Origin of the sequence: Neptunomonas sp. XY-337 (assembly GCF_004959845.1) — a bacterium.
GTDB classification, from domain to species: Bacteria; Pseudomonadota; Gammaproteobacteria; order Pseudomonadales; family Balneatricaceae; genus Neptunomonas; species Neptunomonas marina.
Genome location: NZ_SPLL01000006.1, coordinates 14,997 through 33,213, shown reverse-complemented (window position 1 = coordinate 33,213; position 18,217 = coordinate 14,997). Strand labels below are relative to the sequence as shown.

Here is an 18,217-nt window from a genome sequence, read left to right as displayed (position 1 = left end):
TTTCAATAATTTCAAGTTACGAAGATCACTTGTGCAGCAAAATAGTACTTTCGTACCTGTTTTTTGAACCGATAGTACACTGTTGGTAGCACCTTCAGCACGGTGTAATAGGGCATAAAATAATAAAAAGGTTACCCACAATGGCGATGTTGGCAAGGTGGGCAGCGGCCATTACGATGATGGTGGCTGCACTAAGTGTTGTGCTGTTTATACCAAGACTCTATGCTGCCTCTCAAGGCATCGATAGCCGCTCAACCGCAGTTGACGACTTCGAGCTGTTCTCCTTTGATGGCTATCGGTTGTATCGCTATCGTAGCCCAACACCGCAGGAGAGCGAATATGCCACAACGCTGGATACTCCGGCGCTCGTCGCACAGCTGCAAGGCACTACACCGCCGCTGTTACTCGACGTTCAGCCAACAACGTGGAACCACATATTTATCCAGCAAACGCCCCGCTATCACTTACCCGGCAGTCATTGGTTGCCCAATGTGGGAGCGGGCGAACTAGCACCAGACTGGCTCGCTTATTTTCGTAACCACTTGGCGCGATTGACGCAGCACAACCTGCAGCATCCCGTTGTTATCTACTGTACAGCGGATTGCTGGATGTCTTGGAACGCGGTTAAACGCGCGGCCAGCTTTGGTTACACCCAGCTTTACTGGTATCGAAATGGTACGGATGGCTGGGCTGAGCATGAGAGAGCATTGGTAAAAGCCACACCAGTGCCCTTTAAAAGAGATGGACAATAAGTGCGGTTCCACAGAGTATAAGCGCTGCCGGTAACCGCCGACTAAAAAATATAACTATAAGCGTGGGAGATGTGTGTTGTGTATAGGATCTTGATTGCAGATGACCACCCTCTGTTTCGTGAAGCGATCATCAATGTCATTGAAAACAGCTTCCCAAACTGTGAAACATTGGAAACTGAAGATCTCGATAGCGCATTACAAATTGCGCAAAATGAGGACGAACTCGATCTTATTCTGCTTGATCTAAACATGCCGGGCATGAACGGCTTGAATGGCCTTATTACCCTGCGGAATGACTTACCAACGATTCCTGTTGTCATTGTGTCAGCCGAAGAGGATAAACAAACCGTACTGCAAGCGATTACCTACGGTGCTGTGGGCTTTATCACCAAGTCATCGCCCCGAGATCAAATGACCGATGCACTAGAACAGATTTTAGCCGGTAACGTCTACCTGCCCTCCGACATTATTCGTTCTAGCCAACCAGACAATCGACGCAACCAGCGTAAGGATGATAACCAGATTCCGCCAGAGCTACTGTCATCCCTAACGCGTCGTCAGCTGCTGGTTTTAGAGCGCATGTCTAAGGGTGAATCGAATAAGCAGATCGCGTACAACCTCAATATTGCTGAAACCACCGTTAAGGCGCACGTATCCGCCATTTTACGCAAACTTGGCGTGCATAACCGCATTCAAGCAGTCCTATCGGCGGGCAATATCGACTTTAACGAATACCTCAAACGTTAAAATAGCTGCCGCTTGGTGCAGGCTGTTACTCCACTGAACTAACAGCCTGTTTACTCTCCAACAGGTGGATCAGCGTTGTTTTCAGCTTCAGCGGTTTCACCGGCTTATGTATCAGGTGATAACCCAGCCCGCGCACCTCTTGGTTAAGCTCTTTACTGTAGTTTGCCGTAATCATCAGCACAGGAATGGCCTCAGCGGCTCTGGTCAGTACATCACGTGCAGCATCCACACCATTGCAGCCATTGTCGAGATGATAATCGGCGATCAAGATATCCGCTGTTTCATTAAACTGAACTTGCGCAGCCAAATGCGCGAAAGAGAGCGCGGTTGTCACCTCACAACCCCACCCCTCTAACAGCATGCTCATCCCTTGGCAGATCGCCTCATCGTTATCGATTAACCAGATGCGCGCACCGGATAAGCGCTCCGTCACCAGCGGCATAATAGGCCCTGATAGCACCGGCGCTTGCGCCTTCACTTTCGGGACTTTAACCGCGAATACCGAACCCAACCCCTCGATGGAGCGGGCCCGAATCTCATGCCCCAAGACCCGTGAAATTTTGTCCACAATCGCCAAACCAAGACCCAAACCACGCTCACAACCGGGGCGTTCGGGCTGGAGCCGTTTGAACTCCTCGAAGATTGCATTCAGCTGCCCCTTCGGAATCCCAACGCCAGTATCATGAACCTCTATCCATACATCATCACCAACGTGACGACAGCCTAGCAGCACTTTGCCATGGCTGGTGTAGCGGATGGCATTGGTTAAAAAGTTACGCAAAATACGCGCTAACAGCTGCGAGTCGGTACGCACGGTAACGCGTGAATCCACCCAGCGAAAGCGCAGCCCTTCGGTGCTTGCGAGCTGCTCGTACTCGGCAGCCAAGGTGCTCATCAGATTTTGCAAACTGAAGTCGATAATATCTGGGGTCACGACCCCCGCATCCAGCTTGGAGATATCCACCAACGTGCGCAGCAATGACTCAACATCATCCAGCGAATTAGAAACCGACTGCGCTAGTGCGAAACGCTTCGGATCTTGAATCTGCTCGGTCAGCGCCCCAGAGAAGAGCCGCGCCGCATTCAGCGGCTGCAACAGATCATGACTCACCGCCGCCAAAAACTTCGTTTTGGACAGGTTAGCCTGCTCCGCCTCTTGTTTTGCTTCACGCATACGCGACTCAGCTTCAACCCGCTCAGTGATCTCTGAACGCAGCTTTGCATTCACGGCGGTCAGCTCTGAGGTGCGCTCCTCTACCCGTTGTTCCAGCAGTTGGTGCGATAGCTGCAGCGCCTCAGCTGAGCGTCGTCTTTCGGTGATGTCACGAATCATGACAAAGAAGCCGTCGGGATTGCCATCAGCATCGATGTTGGCCACATAGGATTTGAGCATATAGCGGTCTTCACCGAGGCCGTTTCGCTGCCACGCCTCAAAGGTCACACTCTGCCCCGACAGCGCTTTATCAATGTAAGGGCGCAGCCGCTCATACTCTTCACGGGTATAGATCGAGAAGATGTTACTGCCGTTTAAGCTGTTGCTCTCTAGCCCGAACCACTGGTTATACACCTTGTTGGTAAAACGGAAATTAAGTTGCTGATCTAAGAACGCAATCAATGCTGGTACATTGTCAGTAATCAGCCGGATCCACTGCTCACTCTGACGCAAGCTTTCGGCGTATTTATGGCGTTCAGTGATATCTGTATAGGTATTCACAAAGCCACCTTGCGGCATGGGGTGGGTGCGTACCTCAATCACCTGCCCATGCACACCACGCTGCTCAGACGCGAGCACCTTACCCTGCTGTGCTGCGGTCAGTGCATGTTGCAAAATCGCATTGTTGCCCAACATCAATGCAGCAAACGGCGGGTAACTCTCTACTTCGGATAGCGATACGCCAGTCAGATTTAAGAAACGATCGTTCCAAAGCTCAACACGGCCCTCCGATGTCACCAGCACAACCCCTTGCGAGAGGTTATCAACGGCATTTTGCAAAAGCTTGGTCTTCTGCGCTAACGCGTGCTCTTTTTCTGCGGTTTCCCGCGCTTTAATCGCCGTGATATCGGTAAAGAGAATAACCAAACCGCCATCTTGGGTCAGGCGCTCAGACATCTGCACCCAACGACCGTTACATAGCCGATACACACGGCTGCCCGATACATCCGCGGGGTACTCTTCATCGATCAAGCCACTCTCATGAGCTAGGCGCGTAATATCGGCGATGGTCACGCCGGTTTCAATCTCTTGACCCGTGGCGGCCCACACTTCGCGGAAATTGCTATTAAACAGCACAATACGCCGCTCGCGATCAAACAGCACGAAGGCATCAGAGATGCTTTCAATAGCATCCACTAAACGCTGGTTCGCCAGCGCTGCCTCGTTATTGGCATGTTTTAAGGCGCGGTGGCTGGCTTTAATTTCACTGAGGGCAAGGTTGAGCTCTTCGGTACGCTCGCGCACTTGCTCAGCCAGTACAACAGAGTGCTCAAACGCCGAATAGGGGTTTGCACCTTGGCAGCCACCCGCTTCAACCCGATCAACCAACACCGAGTTGATCTTCCTAAGTTTGCGGTTATCGTTCTCTAGTTGCGCGATGTACGCCCTTAGTTCAGCCTCATTCATGGCGGTGGCTCCCGATCGCTACGCCGGTAAAGGTTTGGTTGATATGCATCCCTTCATACTGCTCACCATAGGTATTGAAGCCGATCACACGGTGCTGTTGCAGAAGATCGGAAACCTGCTCAGAACACCCACGTAACTCACACTCCATCCGCCGCAAAAAGCAGTCACAGCCAATAATGAGCTGCGGCTCGCCAATACGCGACTCGATCGACTCAAGTGTCTGGACTAAATTCGCCGCCAGATCTTGCGGCTGCATCACCGTTAAGACGATGCCGTTCTCCACCGCGCAGTAAAACTTGAGGCTCAAATCGGGGTTAACTTGCTGAATCGAGCGTACGAAATAATCATCGCCTAGCTTCACCGCCACAGGGTTTAGCGCAAATACCTCATGATTGAGAGCAGCCACCGGTACGCCAATCGCGCGCGCATACTCAAGCGCAGCAGGTTCGGCATTTAGCTCATAAACACAGCGCCCCTCGGCATCAGCTTCGGTCACCACCAGCTTTTCAGACGGCTCCCCCATATGGTGGGTGGTAAACACCTCAAACTCGTAAGTGGTGTTTACGAGCATAATCACGGCAGCATCGGTGAGGAAACGGCCTTGGTAGTAGACATGTGTCTTCGCAAGATGGATGTCATCTCCCGCCGAGCCACCAAACACAGGGATACTACCCAGCACAGAGTTGAGCGTTGCAAGGACTCGTTCCTCTTGGATCGATAGTCCATCCAGCAACGTAATAGCAAATGAGCGGCCTTTTATCGGCGCTATATCCCGCTCACGACAGTTCTGAATGAGGCCATCCACAAGCAGCTGGGCATCGGTGAGCTTAAACGAGTCGAGATCCTCTATCGGGGCAGCCGATATCGCGAACGCTTCTTGGCAAAAGCCAATTGCACTAATGCAGCCCTGCCCATACCCATCAGCAGTTATCTCGCCCGCAGTGGTGCAGCCGACGATATCAACCGTTGGAAAAGCGCTATTGAGAGCCTGAGCTAAGGCATCGAGCGGATACTCGGCGGAGCAGAAAAAAAGCACAAACCCGAGCTGTGTATCACTGAGTTGGCGCTGCAGCTCATGGGCGGCAACAGCAGGGTCTTGGCTATAGGAGGCGGCTTGTATAAACGGCTTATTCATCAAAATTCAGACCCACCCAGCGGAGATATTCTCACTATTCTAATCGCTGCTATCGCGCACCCATATACTACTTCGGACCCCTCAAGCGAGATGAGTCAGCAGCGCACGGAGCTTACTCGGCTTAACCGGTTTATTGAGTACCGGCAGCGCCAAGCGTTTAAACTCAGCACGGCAGTCTGCACTGCGGTCAGCAGTCAAAACCGCCGCAGGCAGCGCTAAACCAAATTGTTCACGGAGCCAGACAATCGCATCGGTGCCTACTTTACCGTGATCTAGATGGTAATCCGCCAAAATCACTTCAGGGGCAACACCTTGATGACGACACGCCTCAAGCGCTTCAGCTGCACTCGCTGCTGTGACCACGTTGCAACCCCACTGCGAGAGCAGCGCCTGCATACTCGCCAGAATGTTCTCTTCATTATCGATGACAAGAACCGGCAACCCTTGGAGCCGGTCCTGCACGGGCATACTGAAGGAGCTAATCAGCATCGAAGGCGCTTGGTTCTGTGCCAGCGGCACATCGATAGCAAACATAGAACCTTTACCCGCCACGGATGAAACTTCGATGGGGTGATCGAGCATCTTGGCGATACGATCGACAATGGCCAAACCTAACCCAACACCTTGGCGCTCTTTCATGGTATGGCACTCAAGCTGCTGGAACTCTTTGAAAATATCGTCCTGCTTCTCTTGAGGAATACCGGTGCCGGTGTCCCAGACCTGGATACTCAGCGTATCTGCGCGGCGGCGACAGCCCACCAAGACACGGCCCCGCTCGGTATAACGGATAGCATTGCTGATAAAGTTACGAATAATGCGTAGCAGCAAGCGTGAATCACTACGCACGACCGCTTGGCTATCGCAGGCGCTAATCGTTAAGCCTTTATCCTCTGCCACTGGCGAAAACTCGCCGACCATCGAGCGAATCAACTGGCTGACGCGAAACTCGCTGATGTCCGGTTGTACTGCGTTTTGGTCGAGCTTAGAGATATCTAGCAGGTCTGTGAGGAGGTCTTCGGCGTTCTCAAGCGCCAGATGAACACGCTCAACTAGTTGCCCATCTTGCTGCGCTAGCGGGCGTTCGCGCAGAGCAGCGATCAGCAAACGTGCTGCGTTCATCGGTTGCAGCAGATCATGGCTCGCCGCAGCAAGGTATTTATCTTTGCTGTGGTTCGCCTCTTCCGCTGCCTCTTTGGCGACTTTCAGCTCACGTTGGGCTAGCTCTCGCTCTGAGATCTCTTGCCATAGCTGGTCATTGAGCTTCACCAGTTCCCGCGTGCGGCTTGCCACTCGCTCTTCCAGCTCTTCGTTTAGCTCCTCAAGGCGGGCTTGGGTTTTCTTACGTTCGGTTATGTCTTGAACGAAGGCTTCAATCGTTGGCTGCTCTTTATCAGCGTGGCGCAGCAAGGCATTGATAGAGACATGGACACACTCGCCGTTATAGCGGCGAAACAGCGTTTCAAAACAGAACACTTTGCCAGACTGTACCAACTGATAACGGAACTCTTCGTACGCATCAGTACAACTGAACAGACGTGATTCGAGCTGCGTAATATCGCGGCAAAACGTCGTTGCGTCTGGGTAGCCACACAGTTGCACCATAGCAGGGTTTGCCAGCAAGATACCGCCATCTAAAGCGACCTGCAAAATGCCCTGCTGGGCGTTTTCAAAGAGCCACTCGTAGCGGTTCTTCTCCGCCTCAAGCTCATCCAGCTTACCCACCAGTTCAGAGTAATAGCTTTTTCGGGCTGAGTGATTACCAAGCCCGATCAGGTTGGCGAATGCTTGATCTGGATTGTCAGAGTGCTTCTTCATATACCGCTTCTACATCACGCTGATTCGATTTGCGCGGGTTGGTAAGAATACATGGATCATGTAGTGCTTTTTCGGAGAGTGTCGGAATATCCGTAAGGCTCACACCACTCTCGGCAAGACGCTGGGTCAAGCCCACCTCTTGCTTCAGCGTTGTGACACGGCCGATCAGTGCTTTTTGTACCTGCACTGAGGACATACCGCGCGTATCGATCGCCAGCGACTCAGCAATTACCTTAAAGCGATCTTCAGCTTCCTTGTAGTTAAAGTCGATCACATGCTCTAGCAGCATGGCGTTACATAGCCCGTGAGGTAGGTCTAAATAGCCTCCCAAACTGTGTGACATCGCATGTACTGCACCAAGAATCGCGTTGGAGAAGGCTAATCCCGCTTTCATCGAGCCCAACATCACCTGTTCACGCAATCGGATATCGGAGGGATCATTGACCAGTGCCGTCAGGTTTTCGTTGATCAGGCGAATCGCATCCAGTGCATGCATATCGGTCAGCGGGCCCGCACCTGTTGAGACAAAGGCTTCGATTGCGTGCACCATCGCGTCCACACCGGTGCAGGCACTCAAAAACGGATCCATCGTGACGGTGGTTTCAGGGTCAATCAGCGCAACATCTGGTACAACCGCTTTACTAACAATGGAGATTTTCACCTGATCAACAGGATCGGAGATAATCGCAAACTGCGATACATCGGCTGATGTGCCCGCGGTGGTAGGAATGAAGATCAGTGGCGGGATCGGCAAGTGGATCGTATCGATACCTTCGTAATCCAGAATGTGCCGCCCATTGGCGCTGACGATACCGATGCCCTTTGCACAGTCCATCGGGCTGCCGCCGCCAATGGCAACGATCACATTGCAGTGATGCTCTTGATAGAACTGCGCACCTTGCATCACCTCTGACGTACGCGGGTTGGGCGAAACATCCGTGAAGCAAACATAATCGATATCAGCCGCTTCAAGCAGGTCACATACCTCCTGCAACCATCCGGCTTCTGCCACGCCAGGGTCCGATACCACTAGCACTTTACGGGCACCAAAATTCTTCGCGTAGTTGGCGACCGAATTTCGGGCCCCAGCACCGAAGATAATTTCTGGGGAAACAAACTTCCTCAGATTCGAAATATCGCTACTCATCGACTCTACTCATTCCACTTCCACTATCCGATGTGACGTTCGTTTTTATTGTTTTTTAGCTGATCGCGCAGTGTAACGTAAACGATGGATCACGTCGTGATTCGCAGCAGCTCCGCAGCGCCCGCTTTCACTATATTAGCGATGTTGCGAACGCAAAAATGGGGTTGCTTTGTGCAAAATCTAGCGGCAAAAAAAAGCCTGCAAACGGCAGGCAAAACGACGGTAAGAGCATTAGATAGGCAACTCACAGCCTCAGAATGATCAGTAAGCGAAGAGCGCGTACTTCGTGCCCTATTCTTGATCAGTTTTGCCAACAATGCTGCTATGCAACAGAACGATTCCAATTACTACTTTGGTATACGACCCATCGATCGTTAAATATCCACCTGATTGTGGAGAGATCGGCGGTAAAACGCTAACTCTTGCTCCAACACCCATGCCGCGTTCTTAGCCTGACGGAAGCCATGAGCCTCATTCTCAAAGTAGTGGGCCTCTACACGCTTGCCTTGTGCTTTAAGCGACGCCACCATCGACCGCGTTTGCGAGGCCAACACCACCGCATCCTGTTCGCCTTGGAAAAAGATCACTGGGCACTGTATCTGGTCTGCCGCATGAACAGGCGCACGCTCTTCATAACGATGCGCATCATGAACGGGATCCCCAATCAACCAACTCAAATAGTGTGACTCAAACTTGTGGGTCGCCGCATTTAACAGCTGCGGGTCGGTCACGCCGTAGAGGCTCGCACCGCCTGCGAAGCAATTGAGCTTGCGCATAGCATTGAGTGCTGAATATCCGCCTGAGCTATTGCCGCGTATAAATATCCCCTGCGGGTCGATCTTCGCACGGTCCACCAGCTCCACCACCGCTTGGCGGATATCCGCCACTTCAAGCTCTCCCCACTGATGCTGTAGCGCAGCACGATAGTTGCGTCCGTAGTTAGCACTACCGCGGTAGTTCAGATCCAAAACGGCAAAACCGCGCTGCGTCCAAAACTGAATTTTGAGGTTAAATACCGGATAGGTTGCCGCGGTCGGACCACCATGCAGAAAGATCACCAACGGCCTCTGTTCTGCTACTAAATACTGCTGATTGGCGGGCTGATAGAGATACCCATAACAACGGTGCTGATCGGCACCAAACTCGAACGGCTGTGGTAAGGCACAATCCTCGCGGGCGAGTGGCTGCTCGTTACCACGTAGTACCGTCACCTTAGCGTGCGTAAGATCAATGGCGATAACCGCCGTTAAGCGCTCAGTGCTGCCCGCAACACAGACCAGCCTGTTGCCCTGCACAGCGAGAGAGCGAAAGTGGTTAAAGGCCGTTGATAGTGCTTGGCCATCGATACACAGCTCACTGCCTTGATGATGCAGCTTTACCGAACAAAGGCTGCCCTCACCGCTAAACGCGTAGTGGCACAGCCCTGCTTGCCAAGGCGCCATGATCATATCGCAATGATCTATCAGTATTGGCGTTAAGCCATCGGCTTCCCAGCGATAAAGATTCCACCAGCCTTCCCGGTCAGTCATCAGGTAGAGCTGGCCTGCGACATCAAACTGAGGCTGCGACAACGCCTCAGGCAGCTGGTCGCCGATGCGTGCTAGTGCCGATAGATTGCCTGTTGGTGATACCTTAGCGCGGTAAGCGTAAGTGGCCGTCCAAGGTTGATGGGGGTGGTCCCACGCAATAAAAGCTAACTGTCCGCAGCATGGACTCAGGGTCGGATAGGCATAAAAGTCGTGCTGCTCATGCAGGATATTGCGTTCACCATCGAGCGAGATAGACACTAAGCGATTATCAACACCCGAACTGGCATGATGCTCCTCCACAACGACAATACGCTGACATCGGACATCCCAGACCGGCTCTAGGTAGCGCGCAGACTTACTATGCGTAACAGCGCGAATAGTGCCGGTTGCGAGCTGCTGCAGATAAAGTTGCTGATCCGCTGCGTTCACAAACACTAGGCGGTCATCGTCTAACAAGCTCCAGCTGGTGCCGCCATACTCATGTACCCGGCTGCGCACGCTGCAGTCTTCCGGCGTTAATGTCTCGATCGTGCCCTTATGGGCGCCCTCTCTGCAGATGCAATTACGCCCATGCTCGTGCGGTCGAAACTCAACCCAATAGGCGCGGCCTGCACTATCCAACGCCGTTTGGCCGTACTCGGTACTACCAGCTACCGCCTGTTCTGCCGTAAGATCACTGTGCCAGAAACCGGCTTGCATCTCTCTACCCTTTCGCGAAAACGCGTGAGTTACGCTCGTTGCGATACACGAACTGATCAGGTGCGTTGGTCACGGTTTCGGCACGCTCACGCGCAGCGACAATTTTGTGATGATGCGCCGACTTGCTGCACACCGGATCAGCGTTGTGCATATCGCCTGTTAGCATATAGGCTTGGCAGTGACATCCGCCGAAATCCTTATCCTTCTCATCGCAGCTACGACATGGCTCCTGCATCCAGTCATCACCGCGGAAATAGTTGAAGCTAGGATTGGCGTCCCAAATCTCCTTGAGTGTGCTATCAGCCACATTGGGAAACTCCAATGGCAACATACGCGCACTGTGGCATGGCAGCGCCGTTCCATCTGGCGTAACGGTTAGAAAGACCTGCCCCCAACCATTCATGCAACCTTTGGGGCGCTCTTCGTAGTAATCGGGAGTTACAAAGATAAGCTTAATGGGGTTACCCGCTGCTGCCAGCCGCTCACGGTAGTCGTTTGTCACAGCTTCTGCGTGCGCCAGTTGAGCTTGAGTGGGCAGTAACTGCTCTGTGTTCTCGTACGCCCAGCCGTAATATTGGCATGTGGCCAGCTCAACATAGTCGGCCTCAAGTGCCACGCATAGCTCGATAATGCGGTCGATCTGATCAATATTGTGCCGATGTGTGACAAAATTAAGTACCATCGGATAGCCTTGCGCCTTGACCTCACGCGCCATCGCTAACTTTTGCTCAAAGGCTTTTTTGGAACCGGCCAACATATTGTTGACGTCAGCATCACTGGCTTGAAAACTGATCTGGATATGGTCAAGCCCGGCCTGTTTAAACGCTGCCATTTTTCCTGCATTTAGACCCACGCCAGATGTGATGAGATTGGTGTAATAACCCAGTTCATGCGCCCCCGCGATCAGGTCTGCGAGATCTTGGCGCACCAGCGGCTCACCACCTGAAAAACCAAGCTGCACAGCGCCCATTTCGCGGCCTTGCGCAAACACATCTAGCCATTGCTGGGTGGTTAACTCAGCACCAGCACCGGCAAAATCAAGTGGATTGGAGCAGTAAGGGCATTGCAGCGGGCACTTATACGTCAGTTCCGCTAGCAACCATAAGGGTTTACCGTGTGGTTTTTCATGGCCAAAGGCTGGATTAGGAAGCCCGCTTTGCCCACTACAAGGTGATCCAGTTTTGCGCATGGGCTTCTCCCAAAAAATCGACGATATCTTGGCTGATATCACCCGCATCAGCGAACTTCTGCTGTAGCTGCACTATGATTTGCTGCACATCACGCTCGCCATCTACCAATGCGAGAATCTCACCCGCAGGTCCATTGAGCTGGATCATGCCCTCTGGGTAGAGCAGCACATAAGCCTCTTGCGCTTGCTCCCACTGAAAGCGAAACATCCGATTGAGCTTGGGCACCGTGTGCAAGGTAATAGAGTTACTCATTGAACAACCCTCGGTGGTAAACCTTATTCGGCGTCACCGTATGGTACGGCGGGCGCTCAAGCTCATAAGCCATGGTCATCGCATCTAGCATCGACCACAGCACATCAAGTTTGAACTGGAGAATCTCTAACATCCGCTCCTGCTGTTCGCGGGTGGTGTAGTGGTCTAGGGTAATCTCTAGCCCGTGCACCACATCGCGCCGTGCCTCAGTCAGGCGGTTGCGGAAGTATTGATAGCCCTCCTCTTTAATCCACGGATAATGCTTAGGCCACGTATCCAGACGATTCTTGTGGATACCCGGAGCAAACAGTTCAGTCAATGAGGAGCTAGCCGCCTCTTGCCACGTGGCACGGCGCGCAAAGTTAACATAAGCATCCACTGCAAAACGAACCCCCGGCAGTACATGCTCCCCCGAGAGGATCTCTTCGCGGGTTAAGCCCACGGCTTCTCCGAGCCGCAACCATGCTTCGATCCCGCCTTCAGCGCCATCGTAACCATCATGATCCAGCATCCGCTGCACCCAGCTACGGCGCACGTCACGATCTGGGCAGTTCGCCATAATGGCAGCGTCTTTAACAGGAATGCTGATCTGATAATAGAAACGGTTGGCCACCCAACCACGGATCTGCTCGGGCGTGGAGCGCCCCTCATACATCGCAATGTGATAGGGGTGCTGAGTATGGTAAAAGTCGCCCTTAGCGCGCAGAGCGGCTTCAAATTCTTCCCGACTGAGCGGGTATTGGCTGCTGTGTGTCGTCATGATTGGCTCCTCTTGCGCGATCATAGCTCGATCGACATCCCATCAAATGCAATCTCGATATCGTGCGCCAGCACCTCGGCATGTTCTGGCGAATCCTCATCAAGAATGGGGTTGGTGTTATTGATATGGATAAGAATCTTGCGCGGCTTTTGGAGCGTATCTAAATACTCGATCATACCGCCCTCACCCGACTGTGGCAGATGCCCCATCGCCACACCTAGTTTATCGCCAACACCAGTGACGATTAGCTCATCCTCTTGCCAGATAGTGCCATCAACCAACAGCACATCCGCCGCCTCCATATAGGGACGTAGATGCGGCTCAATCTGGCCAAGGCCCGGTGCATAAAACAACGTTTTTCCGCTGCGTGTATCTTCAATGAGCATGCCGATATTATCACCCGGATGCGGGTCATCACGGTGTGGCGAGTAAGGTGGCGCGCTGCTCAGCAGCGGAATCGCAGTAAACTTAAGACTGGGCGCTTGCACAATGGTAAAGCTATTATCCGCCTCACCCACCGGTATGCGATGAACCTCGTTGCCACCATTCCAGTGTTTTAGCATCGAAAGTACAGGGAAACCTGTTGAGAGGTCTTGCTCGACCATCTCCGTGCACCAGATCTGGTGTGGGCAGCCTTCACGCAGCATCAGAAGCCCCGTGGTGTGATCTATCTGACTATCCATAAAGACGATGGCGGCGATACCCGTATCACGAATCGCGCGATTGGGTTGCATCGGCGCAAAATTTGCCAACTGCTCGCGAATATCAGGGGAAGTATTAAACAGCACCCAGTTTTCACCATCAGCGCTGACCGTGATCGATGATTGCGTGCGCGGCTTTGCATTGATTGTGCCCGCCCGAACACCTGAACAGTTCTTACAATTGCAGTTCCACTGGGGAAACCCACCGCCGGCGGCTGAGCCTAATACCTGTACTTTCATTATTATTCTACTTCTAGTTTTGGCCGCACGAATCCCGACACCTGCTCGCTAGAGTGGCGGATTGGACGACAAATATTGGATCAGTTTTTCTGTAGATGACCCCAGCTTACGCTGGGGCCAAGGAGAGCTATTGCTGCGAAGGCTTAACGGTTTGCGAAGTACATTGTTACTTCAAAGCCGATGCGCAGGTCTGTGTAGGCTGGTTTAGTCCACATAATTGGATCCTCTATTTTTGTTATCGAAAGGTGGTACCAACAGATAATAAAAAGGGATCAGTGGGCCAGATATGGTACTTTGGAACGAAAAAACTCCTCATTTTGGTCTTATCAGCTAAACAGGCCATAACGAGACTGGGTCTTTGCATTCGGCTAAATAGCGCTACGATCAAAGCTATCCGGCGTTAACTCACGATCTACACCGTAAAACTGACTCAGTGCATCACGCAGCACTTGCGTCCGCTCAGGTAAACCCTTTTGGCAGTAAGTTAAGACTTGGGCATGCACATTATCTTTGAATTGTTCGGTATCGCCCGGATCGCCTTCTAGATTATCAACGCTAACGCGGAACCGAAAACCCGCGGCCTGCGCTAATATCCACTCCGTCGCTTGGGGTTTAATCTCCACCTGCTCGAATAGCCGTTGCTGCGCCTGAGTACGGCCGTCGGGCACATACCAATAACCGAAGTCCTCCAGCAAACGCCGTTCAGGCCCCGCGATGAGCCAGTGGGCGATCTCATGCAAACCACTGGCGTAGAACCCATGGGCAAAATAGATACCATGATAGGGCACTTGATCATTGGCAGGCAGATAGATCGGCTCATCGTCGCCGCGTAACAACCGAGTATTGAGTGTGTCAGCAAAACAGCCATTAAAAATGGCAATCAGATCATCCGGGTTGTGGTTCATATGTGGTCTTGTGCAAATACTAAAAAGAGGCCCAGCGGTCTTCCACTAGAATCCAAGTTTGGCCGGTTCGTTGGTCAACACGCGCCGCGACATAGCCTTTCACATCGTTTGCAGCTGGCAGTAAATTAACGGCATAAAAGGAGACAGGTAACTCGCCCTCCTCAGCTAACTGATTCCAGCGGCCATCATCCGCCAGCCAAGCCTCTCCGGTGCGGCGGTTGTAGCGAACTAAAATCCATGTACCGCGTGCACTGTAAACCGATACCAGATCAAAGTCGGCATTTAACTTATCTGACAGATGCTCGATACGCGCAGAGAGCGACTCCATCGCTGGAACAGACACACTGTTGTCAGCACCATTAGCCGCGGCCGGTGCAGTGTTTTGCGCATCGATCAGCATCTGGGTTTTGGCCAGCAAGAGCTGCTGGCTCTGAGTTAAGCGGCCCATATCGGCACGGGTTTGGATCAGCTGCTCCTGCATAGTGGTCAACTGACCAGATAGATAGTCAATATTTTGATTCTGCGATGCTTTTGACGGTGGCGTAGCCGTTTGCTGCTCGTCGGTTGGTGCGGTTTGCGGCGCTGCTGTCTCTGGCTGTGTTGGTGTGCTCTGGCAACCTGCCAATGCGAGGGCCACAAACAGTATCGAGAGAGTTAGCTTCATGCTACAGGCTCCAAAATCAAGAAAGGGCGTAGTTTAGCAAACTACGGGCTGTGATTCCGAGTCTCAAGGTAGATTTTGCAGTTGTCACAAATTTGCAGCAAAGCCCCGCCAAATCGCCACCCCGATCAGAAGATGGTGTAGAGTAGCGAGCCTAACATAAGACTTTCGCAGCAGATCCAAAACAACATCTGCTCAGTACGAGAACATCATGAAAGCGAGCAAACCCGAAACGATTAAACACTATGCTGTCTGCCCTCACGACTGCCCAAGCACCTGTGCACTGGAGGTCGAAAAGAAAGATGCGAACACCATCGGCCGTGTGCACGGTAGCAAACGCAACAGCTACACGGCAGGCGTCATCTGCGCCAAAGTAGCTCGCTATGCAGAGCGTGTTCATCACCCCGAGCGTCTATCGGTACCGATGCGCCGGACAGGCCCACGGGGGCAAGGGTTATCCTCGTTCACGCCGATCAGTTGGGATGAGGCGCTACAGGAAATTGCTACCCGCTTTACTCAAATTACCGATGAGTTCGGTGCGCAAGCGATCTGGCCCTATTTCTACGCAGGCACTATGGGGTGGTGCCAACTGGCAGCGACCCATCGTTTACGCTATGCCATGGGATATTCGCGTCAAAAAGAGACGATCTGCGTTGGCATCTCTAATGCAGGTTGGCAGGCGGGCGTTGGCACAAAGCGTGGTGTGGACGCACGAGAGCTCAGCCACAGTGAGGTGATCGTGGTTTGGGGTGGAAACCCAGTGCACACGCAAATTAATGTGATGACGCATATTCAGCAAGCGGCACGTCGTGGTGCGAAGTTAGTGGTGGTTGACCCCTATCGCACACCCACCGCGGCAAAAGCGGATCTGCACCTGATGCTGCGCCCCGGCACCGACGGAGCCCTCGCTTGCGCGGTGATGCATCAGCTCCTTAAAGAGGGGTATGCCGATCATGACTACCTTGAAAAATACACAGACTTCACCCCCGAAGTTGCCGAGCATTTAGCATCCAAAACACCCGCGTGGGCGGCAGAGATAACTGGGCTCAGTTGCGAGCAGATTATTGAATTTGCAAGACTCTACGGTGGCACACAGCGCAGTTACATCCGCTTAGGTTACGGTATGAGCCGCTCTCGCAATGGCGCATCTAATATGCACGCTGTCTCTTGTCTCCCTGCGATCACAGGCGCATGGCAGGTTAAAGGCGGCGGCGCCCTTTACGGCCATGGCGATATCTATAAAGGGATCGATAAAGACCTACTGCAAGGTAAGTCACTTGCAGCACACGCCACACGAGAGTTGGATATGTCGCGTATTGGCCCAGTACTGACTGGCAATCAAGATGACCTTGGTGATGGCCCGCCGGTTAAAGCGCTTTTTATTCAGAACACCAATCCGATGGTGGTCGCACCGGACTTAAATAAGGTGCATCAGGGTTTTAAGCGCGATGACCTGTTTATTGTCGTCCACGAACAGATGATGACCGAAACAGCCGCTATGGCTGATATCTTGCTTCCTGCGACGACGTTTTTAGAGCACGACGATCTCTACACAGCAAGTGGCCACACGCATGTTCAAGTCAGCAAAGCGATCATTCCGCCACAAGGCGATAGTCGTAGCAACCATGATGTGGTCTGCGCATTGGCGCAACTGCTAGGCCATGAACGCAGTACGTTATTCACGCACTCCTCTATGGAGTTGCTCAACCAAGCGCTCAAACATAGCAGTTTGCCTAGCGCAGAGGAGATCCATGCTCAAGAGGGTATCGACCTGGCTGAGTCGTTCGCTGATGCGCACTTCTTAAACGGGTTTGGTCATGCGGATGGCCGCTTCCACTTTTTTGCCGACTGGCAGAGCCTAGGGGATGCAGAGGGCAAGCTGCCTACCTTGCCAGATCACGCCGAGCTGATTGAAGCGGCAGATTGCGACCACCCATTCCGTTTGGTTACCGCACCGGCACGGACCTTCTTGAATACGTCATTTAGCGAAACACCAGGGTCAGTGAAGAAGGAGAAACGCCCGACCGCGTTTATTCACCCTAACGACTGTGCCAAGCAAAGCATCAGCGAGGGTGACCTTGTCACTCTGGGTAACTCACTTGGTCAAGTGACACTGTGGGCGAAGCCATTTGATGGTGTGCAGCCGGGTGTCATTATCGTAGAAGGTTTATGGCCAAACGCCGCATTTGCTGAGGGCGTGGGTATCAATGCTTTGGTGAGCGCGGAGCCTGCTTTACCGCGCGGTGGAGCGGTATTCCACGATGCCAAAATTTGGCTGCGGAAAAAGCAGACGCTATAACGAAAAAGAGCGGCTTTAAGCCGCTCTTTTTTTACAACCCTTACAGAACCTTAGACAGGAACTGCTGAAGACGAGGATGATCTGGGTTATCGAAAAAGGCATCTGGCTTTTTATCCACCAGTAACGCACCCTCTTCCATAAAGAGCACGCGATCGGCAACTTCGCGCGCAAAGCCCATCTCGTGTGTCACAACAACCATCGTCATACCTTCGTTCGCAAGCCCTTTCATCACATCTAGCACCTCACCAACCATCTCTGGGTCGAGGGCAGAGGTTGGCTCATCAAACAACATGATGCTCGGCTTCATAGCCAGTGCTCGCGCAATCGCGACACGCTGTTGCTGCCCGCCGGATAGCTGCGAGGGGTAGTTATCCATGCGCTCAGCCAAGCCAACTTTATACATCAGCTCTTTTGCACTCTCATGCACTTCAGCTTCAGCGCGGCCAGACACTTTTAACGGTGCCAGCTTTACGTTTTCCAGTGCCGTCTTGTGCGGAAACAGGTTGAAGCTTTGAAACACCATCCCCACGTGTTCACGAAGCTTATTGATGTTCGTATCGCGGGCGTACATATCGGTACCGTCAATCATTAAGGAGCCGCTATCGATCTCTTCTAACTGATTGAGAGTCCGCAAGAACGTGGATTTACCAGAGCCAGATGGCCCTACAATCACAACAACTTCGCCACGTTTTACCGTTGCCGATACATCTTTTAGTGCGTGTAATTCACCAAAATACTTATCAACGTTTTTGGCGACGATCATAT

The 18,217-nt window shown here is 52.5% G+C and carries 16 protein-coding genes; 3 read left to right on the top strand and 13 right to left on the bottom strand.

What is annotated here, in order from left to right; genetic code table 11:
* The first annotated feature begins 140 nt into the window (after window positions 1–140).
* Window positions 141–752: a rhodanese-like domain-containing protein gene (locus tag E4L36_RS13565; protein ID WP_206064559.1), complete on the top strand. Its 612-nt coding sequence runs from the start codon at window positions 141–143 to the stop codon at window positions 750–752.
* Between the two features lie 78 nt (window positions 753–830).
* The gene (locus E4L36_RS13560) at window positions 831–1,499 is read left to right on the top strand and encodes a response regulator transcription factor (protein WP_136681047.1); all 669 of its coding nucleotides are present in this window, start codon (window positions 831–833) and stop codon (window positions 1,497–1,499) included.
* A 25-nt stretch (window positions 1,500–1,524) separates the two neighbouring features.
* Here the strand turns inward: E4L36_RS13560 and E4L36_RS13555 are convergent, their stop codons facing one another.
* From E4L36_RS13555 to E4L36_RS13500, 12 genes are all read right to left on the bottom strand, one after another.
* Entirely contained in the window at window positions 1,525–4,119 is a 2,595-nt protein-coding gene (locus E4L36_RS13555; protein WP_136681046.1) for a NahK/ErcS family hybrid sensor histidine kinase/response regulator, read from the bottom strand.
* On the bottom strand, window positions 4,112–5,254 hold the full coding sequence (gene nosP / locus E4L36_RS13550; protein ID WP_136681045.1) for a nitric oxide-sensing protein NosP: 1,143 nt from the start codon (window positions 5,252–5,254) through the stop codon (window positions 4,112–4,114). The genes E4L36_RS13555 and nosP overlap by 8 nt, the downstream gene beginning before the upstream one ends.
* An 81-nt stretch (window positions 5,255–5,335) precedes the next feature.
* Window positions 5,336–7,069, bottom strand: a complete 1,734-nt coding sequence (locus tag E4L36_RS13545; RefSeq protein ID WP_136681044.1) for a NahK/ErcS family hybrid sensor histidine kinase/response regulator — start codon at window positions 7,067–7,069, stop codon at window positions 5,336–5,338.
* The gene (gene ercA / locus E4L36_RS13540; protein WP_136681043.1) at window positions 7,053–8,216 is read right to left on the bottom strand and encodes an alcohol dehydrogenase-like regulatory protein ErcA; all 1,164 of its coding nucleotides are present in this window, start codon (window positions 8,214–8,216) and stop codon (window positions 7,053–7,055) included. Before ercA ends, E4L36_RS13545 begins: the two co-directional genes overlap by 17 nt.
* A gap of 374 nt (window positions 8,217–8,590) precedes the next feature.
* Window positions 8,591–10,444: a prolyl oligopeptidase family serine peptidase gene (locus tag E4L36_RS13535; RefSeq protein ID WP_136681042.1), complete on the bottom strand. Its 1,854-nt coding sequence runs from the start codon at window positions 10,442–10,444 to the stop codon at window positions 8,591–8,593.
* A 4-nt stretch (window positions 10,445–10,448) separates the two neighbouring features.
* Window positions 10,449–11,633, bottom strand: coding sequence for a pyrroloquinoline quinone biosynthesis protein PqqE (pqqE, locus tag E4L36_RS13530; RefSeq protein WP_136681041.1), 1,185 nt, complete (start codon window positions 11,631–11,633; stop codon window positions 10,449–10,451).
* Entirely contained in the window at window positions 11,608–11,886 is a 279-nt protein-coding gene (pqqD, locus tag E4L36_RS13525) for a pyrroloquinoline quinone biosynthesis peptide chaperone PqqD (protein WP_136681040.1), read from the bottom strand. The genes pqqE and pqqD overlap by 26 nt, the downstream gene beginning before the upstream one ends.
* Window positions 11,879–12,646: a pyrroloquinoline-quinone synthase PqqC gene (gene pqqC, locus E4L36_RS13520; RefSeq protein ID WP_136681039.1), complete on the bottom strand. Its 768-nt coding sequence runs from the start codon at window positions 12,644–12,646 to the stop codon at window positions 11,879–11,881. The genes pqqD and pqqC overlap by 8 nt, the downstream gene beginning before the upstream one ends.
* A gap of 20 nt (window positions 12,647–12,666) precedes the next feature.
* Window positions 12,667–13,587, bottom strand: coding sequence for a pyrroloquinoline quinone biosynthesis protein PqqB (pqqB, locus tag E4L36_RS13515; protein WP_136681038.1), 921 nt, complete (start codon window positions 13,585–13,587; stop codon window positions 12,667–12,669).
* A 143-nt stretch (window positions 13,588–13,730) separates the two neighbouring features.
* Complete coding sequence (pqqA, locus tag E4L36_RS13510) at window positions 13,731–13,802, bottom strand: pyrroloquinoline quinone precursor peptide PqqA (RefSeq protein WP_003243383.1); 72 nt, start codon at window positions 13,800–13,802, stop codon at window positions 13,731–13,733.
* 153 nt (window positions 13,803–13,955) lie between these two features.
* Window positions 13,956–14,492 (bottom strand): elongation factor P hydroxylase, encoded by a 537-nt coding sequence (locus E4L36_RS13505; RefSeq protein ID WP_136681037.1) that lies wholly within the window; start codon window positions 14,490–14,492, stop codon window positions 13,956–13,958.
* A gap of 19 nt (window positions 14,493–14,511) precedes the next feature.
* Window positions 14,512–15,156: a hypothetical protein gene (locus tag E4L36_RS13500; RefSeq protein ID WP_136681036.1), complete on the bottom strand. Its 645-nt coding sequence runs from the start codon at window positions 15,154–15,156 to the stop codon at window positions 14,512–14,514.
* A gap of 208 nt (window positions 15,157–15,364) precedes the next feature.
* Here E4L36_RS13500 and E4L36_RS13495 point away from each other — a divergent pair, with 208 nt between their 5' ends.
* Window positions 15,365–17,452, top strand: a complete 2,088-nt coding sequence (locus tag E4L36_RS13495) for a molybdopterin oxidoreductase family protein (protein WP_136681035.1) — start codon at window positions 15,365–15,367, stop codon at window positions 17,450–17,452.
* Between the two features lie 40 nt (window positions 17,453–17,492).
* On the opposite strand, the gene E4L36_RS13490 is transcribed toward E4L36_RS13495, so the two are convergent.
* Window positions 17,493–18,215 (bottom strand): amino acid ABC transporter ATP-binding protein, encoded by a 723-nt coding sequence (locus E4L36_RS13490; RefSeq protein WP_136681241.1) that lies wholly within the window; start codon window positions 18,213–18,215, stop codon window positions 17,493–17,495.
* Between the last annotated feature and the right edge of the window lie 2 nt (window positions 18,216–18,217).

Coding starts and splice junctions, on each gene's coding strand:
- pqqB (WP_136681038.1), bottom strand. CDS start 13,587: ATGAAAGTACAGGTATTAGGCTCAGCCGCCGGCGGTGGGTTTCCCCAG.
- ercA (WP_136681043.1), bottom strand. CDS start 8,216: ATGAGTAGCGATATTTCGAATCTGAGGAAGTTTGTTTCCCCAGAAATT.
- E4L36_RS13545 (WP_136681044.1), bottom strand. CDS start 7,069: ATGAAGAAGCACTCTGACAATCCAGATCAAGCATTCGCCAACCTGATC.
- E4L36_RS13565 (WP_206064559.1), top strand. CDS start 141: ATGGCGATGTTGGCAAGGTGGGCAGCGGCCATTACGATGATGGTGGCT.
- E4L36_RS13500 (WP_136681036.1), bottom strand. CDS start 15,156: ATGAAGCTAACTCTCTCGATACTGTTTGTGGCCCTCGCATTGGCAGGT.
- E4L36_RS13555 (WP_136681046.1), bottom strand. CDS start 4,119: ATGAATGAGGCTGAACTAAGGGCGTACATCGCGCAACTAGAGAACGAT.
- pqqE (WP_136681041.1), bottom strand. CDS start 11,633: ATGCGCAAAACTGGATCACCTTGTAGTGGGCAAAGCGGGCTTCCTAAT.
- nosP (WP_136681045.1), bottom strand. CDS start 5,254: ATGAATAAGCCGTTTATACAAGCCGCCTCCTATAGCCAAGACCCTGCT.
- pqqC (WP_136681039.1), bottom strand. CDS start 12,646: ATGACGACACACAGCAGCCAATACCCGCTCAGTCGGGAAGAATTTGAA.
- E4L36_RS13495 (WP_136681035.1), top strand. CDS start 15,365: ATGAAAGCGAGCAAACCCGAAACGATTAAACACTATGCTGTCTGCCCT.
- E4L36_RS13505 (WP_136681037.1), bottom strand. CDS start 14,492: ATGAACCACAACCCGGATGATCTGATTGCCATTTTTAATGGCTGTTTT.
- E4L36_RS13490 (WP_136681241.1), bottom strand. CDS start 18,215: ATGATCGTCGCCAAAAACGTTGATAAGTATTTTGGTGAATTACACGCA.
- E4L36_RS13535 (WP_136681042.1), bottom strand. CDS start 10,444: ATGCAAGCCGGTTTCTGGCACAGTGATCTTACGGCAGAACAGGCGGTA.
- pqqD (WP_136681040.1), bottom strand. CDS start 11,886: ATGAGTAACTCTATTACCTTGCACACGGTGCCCAAGCTCAATCGGATG.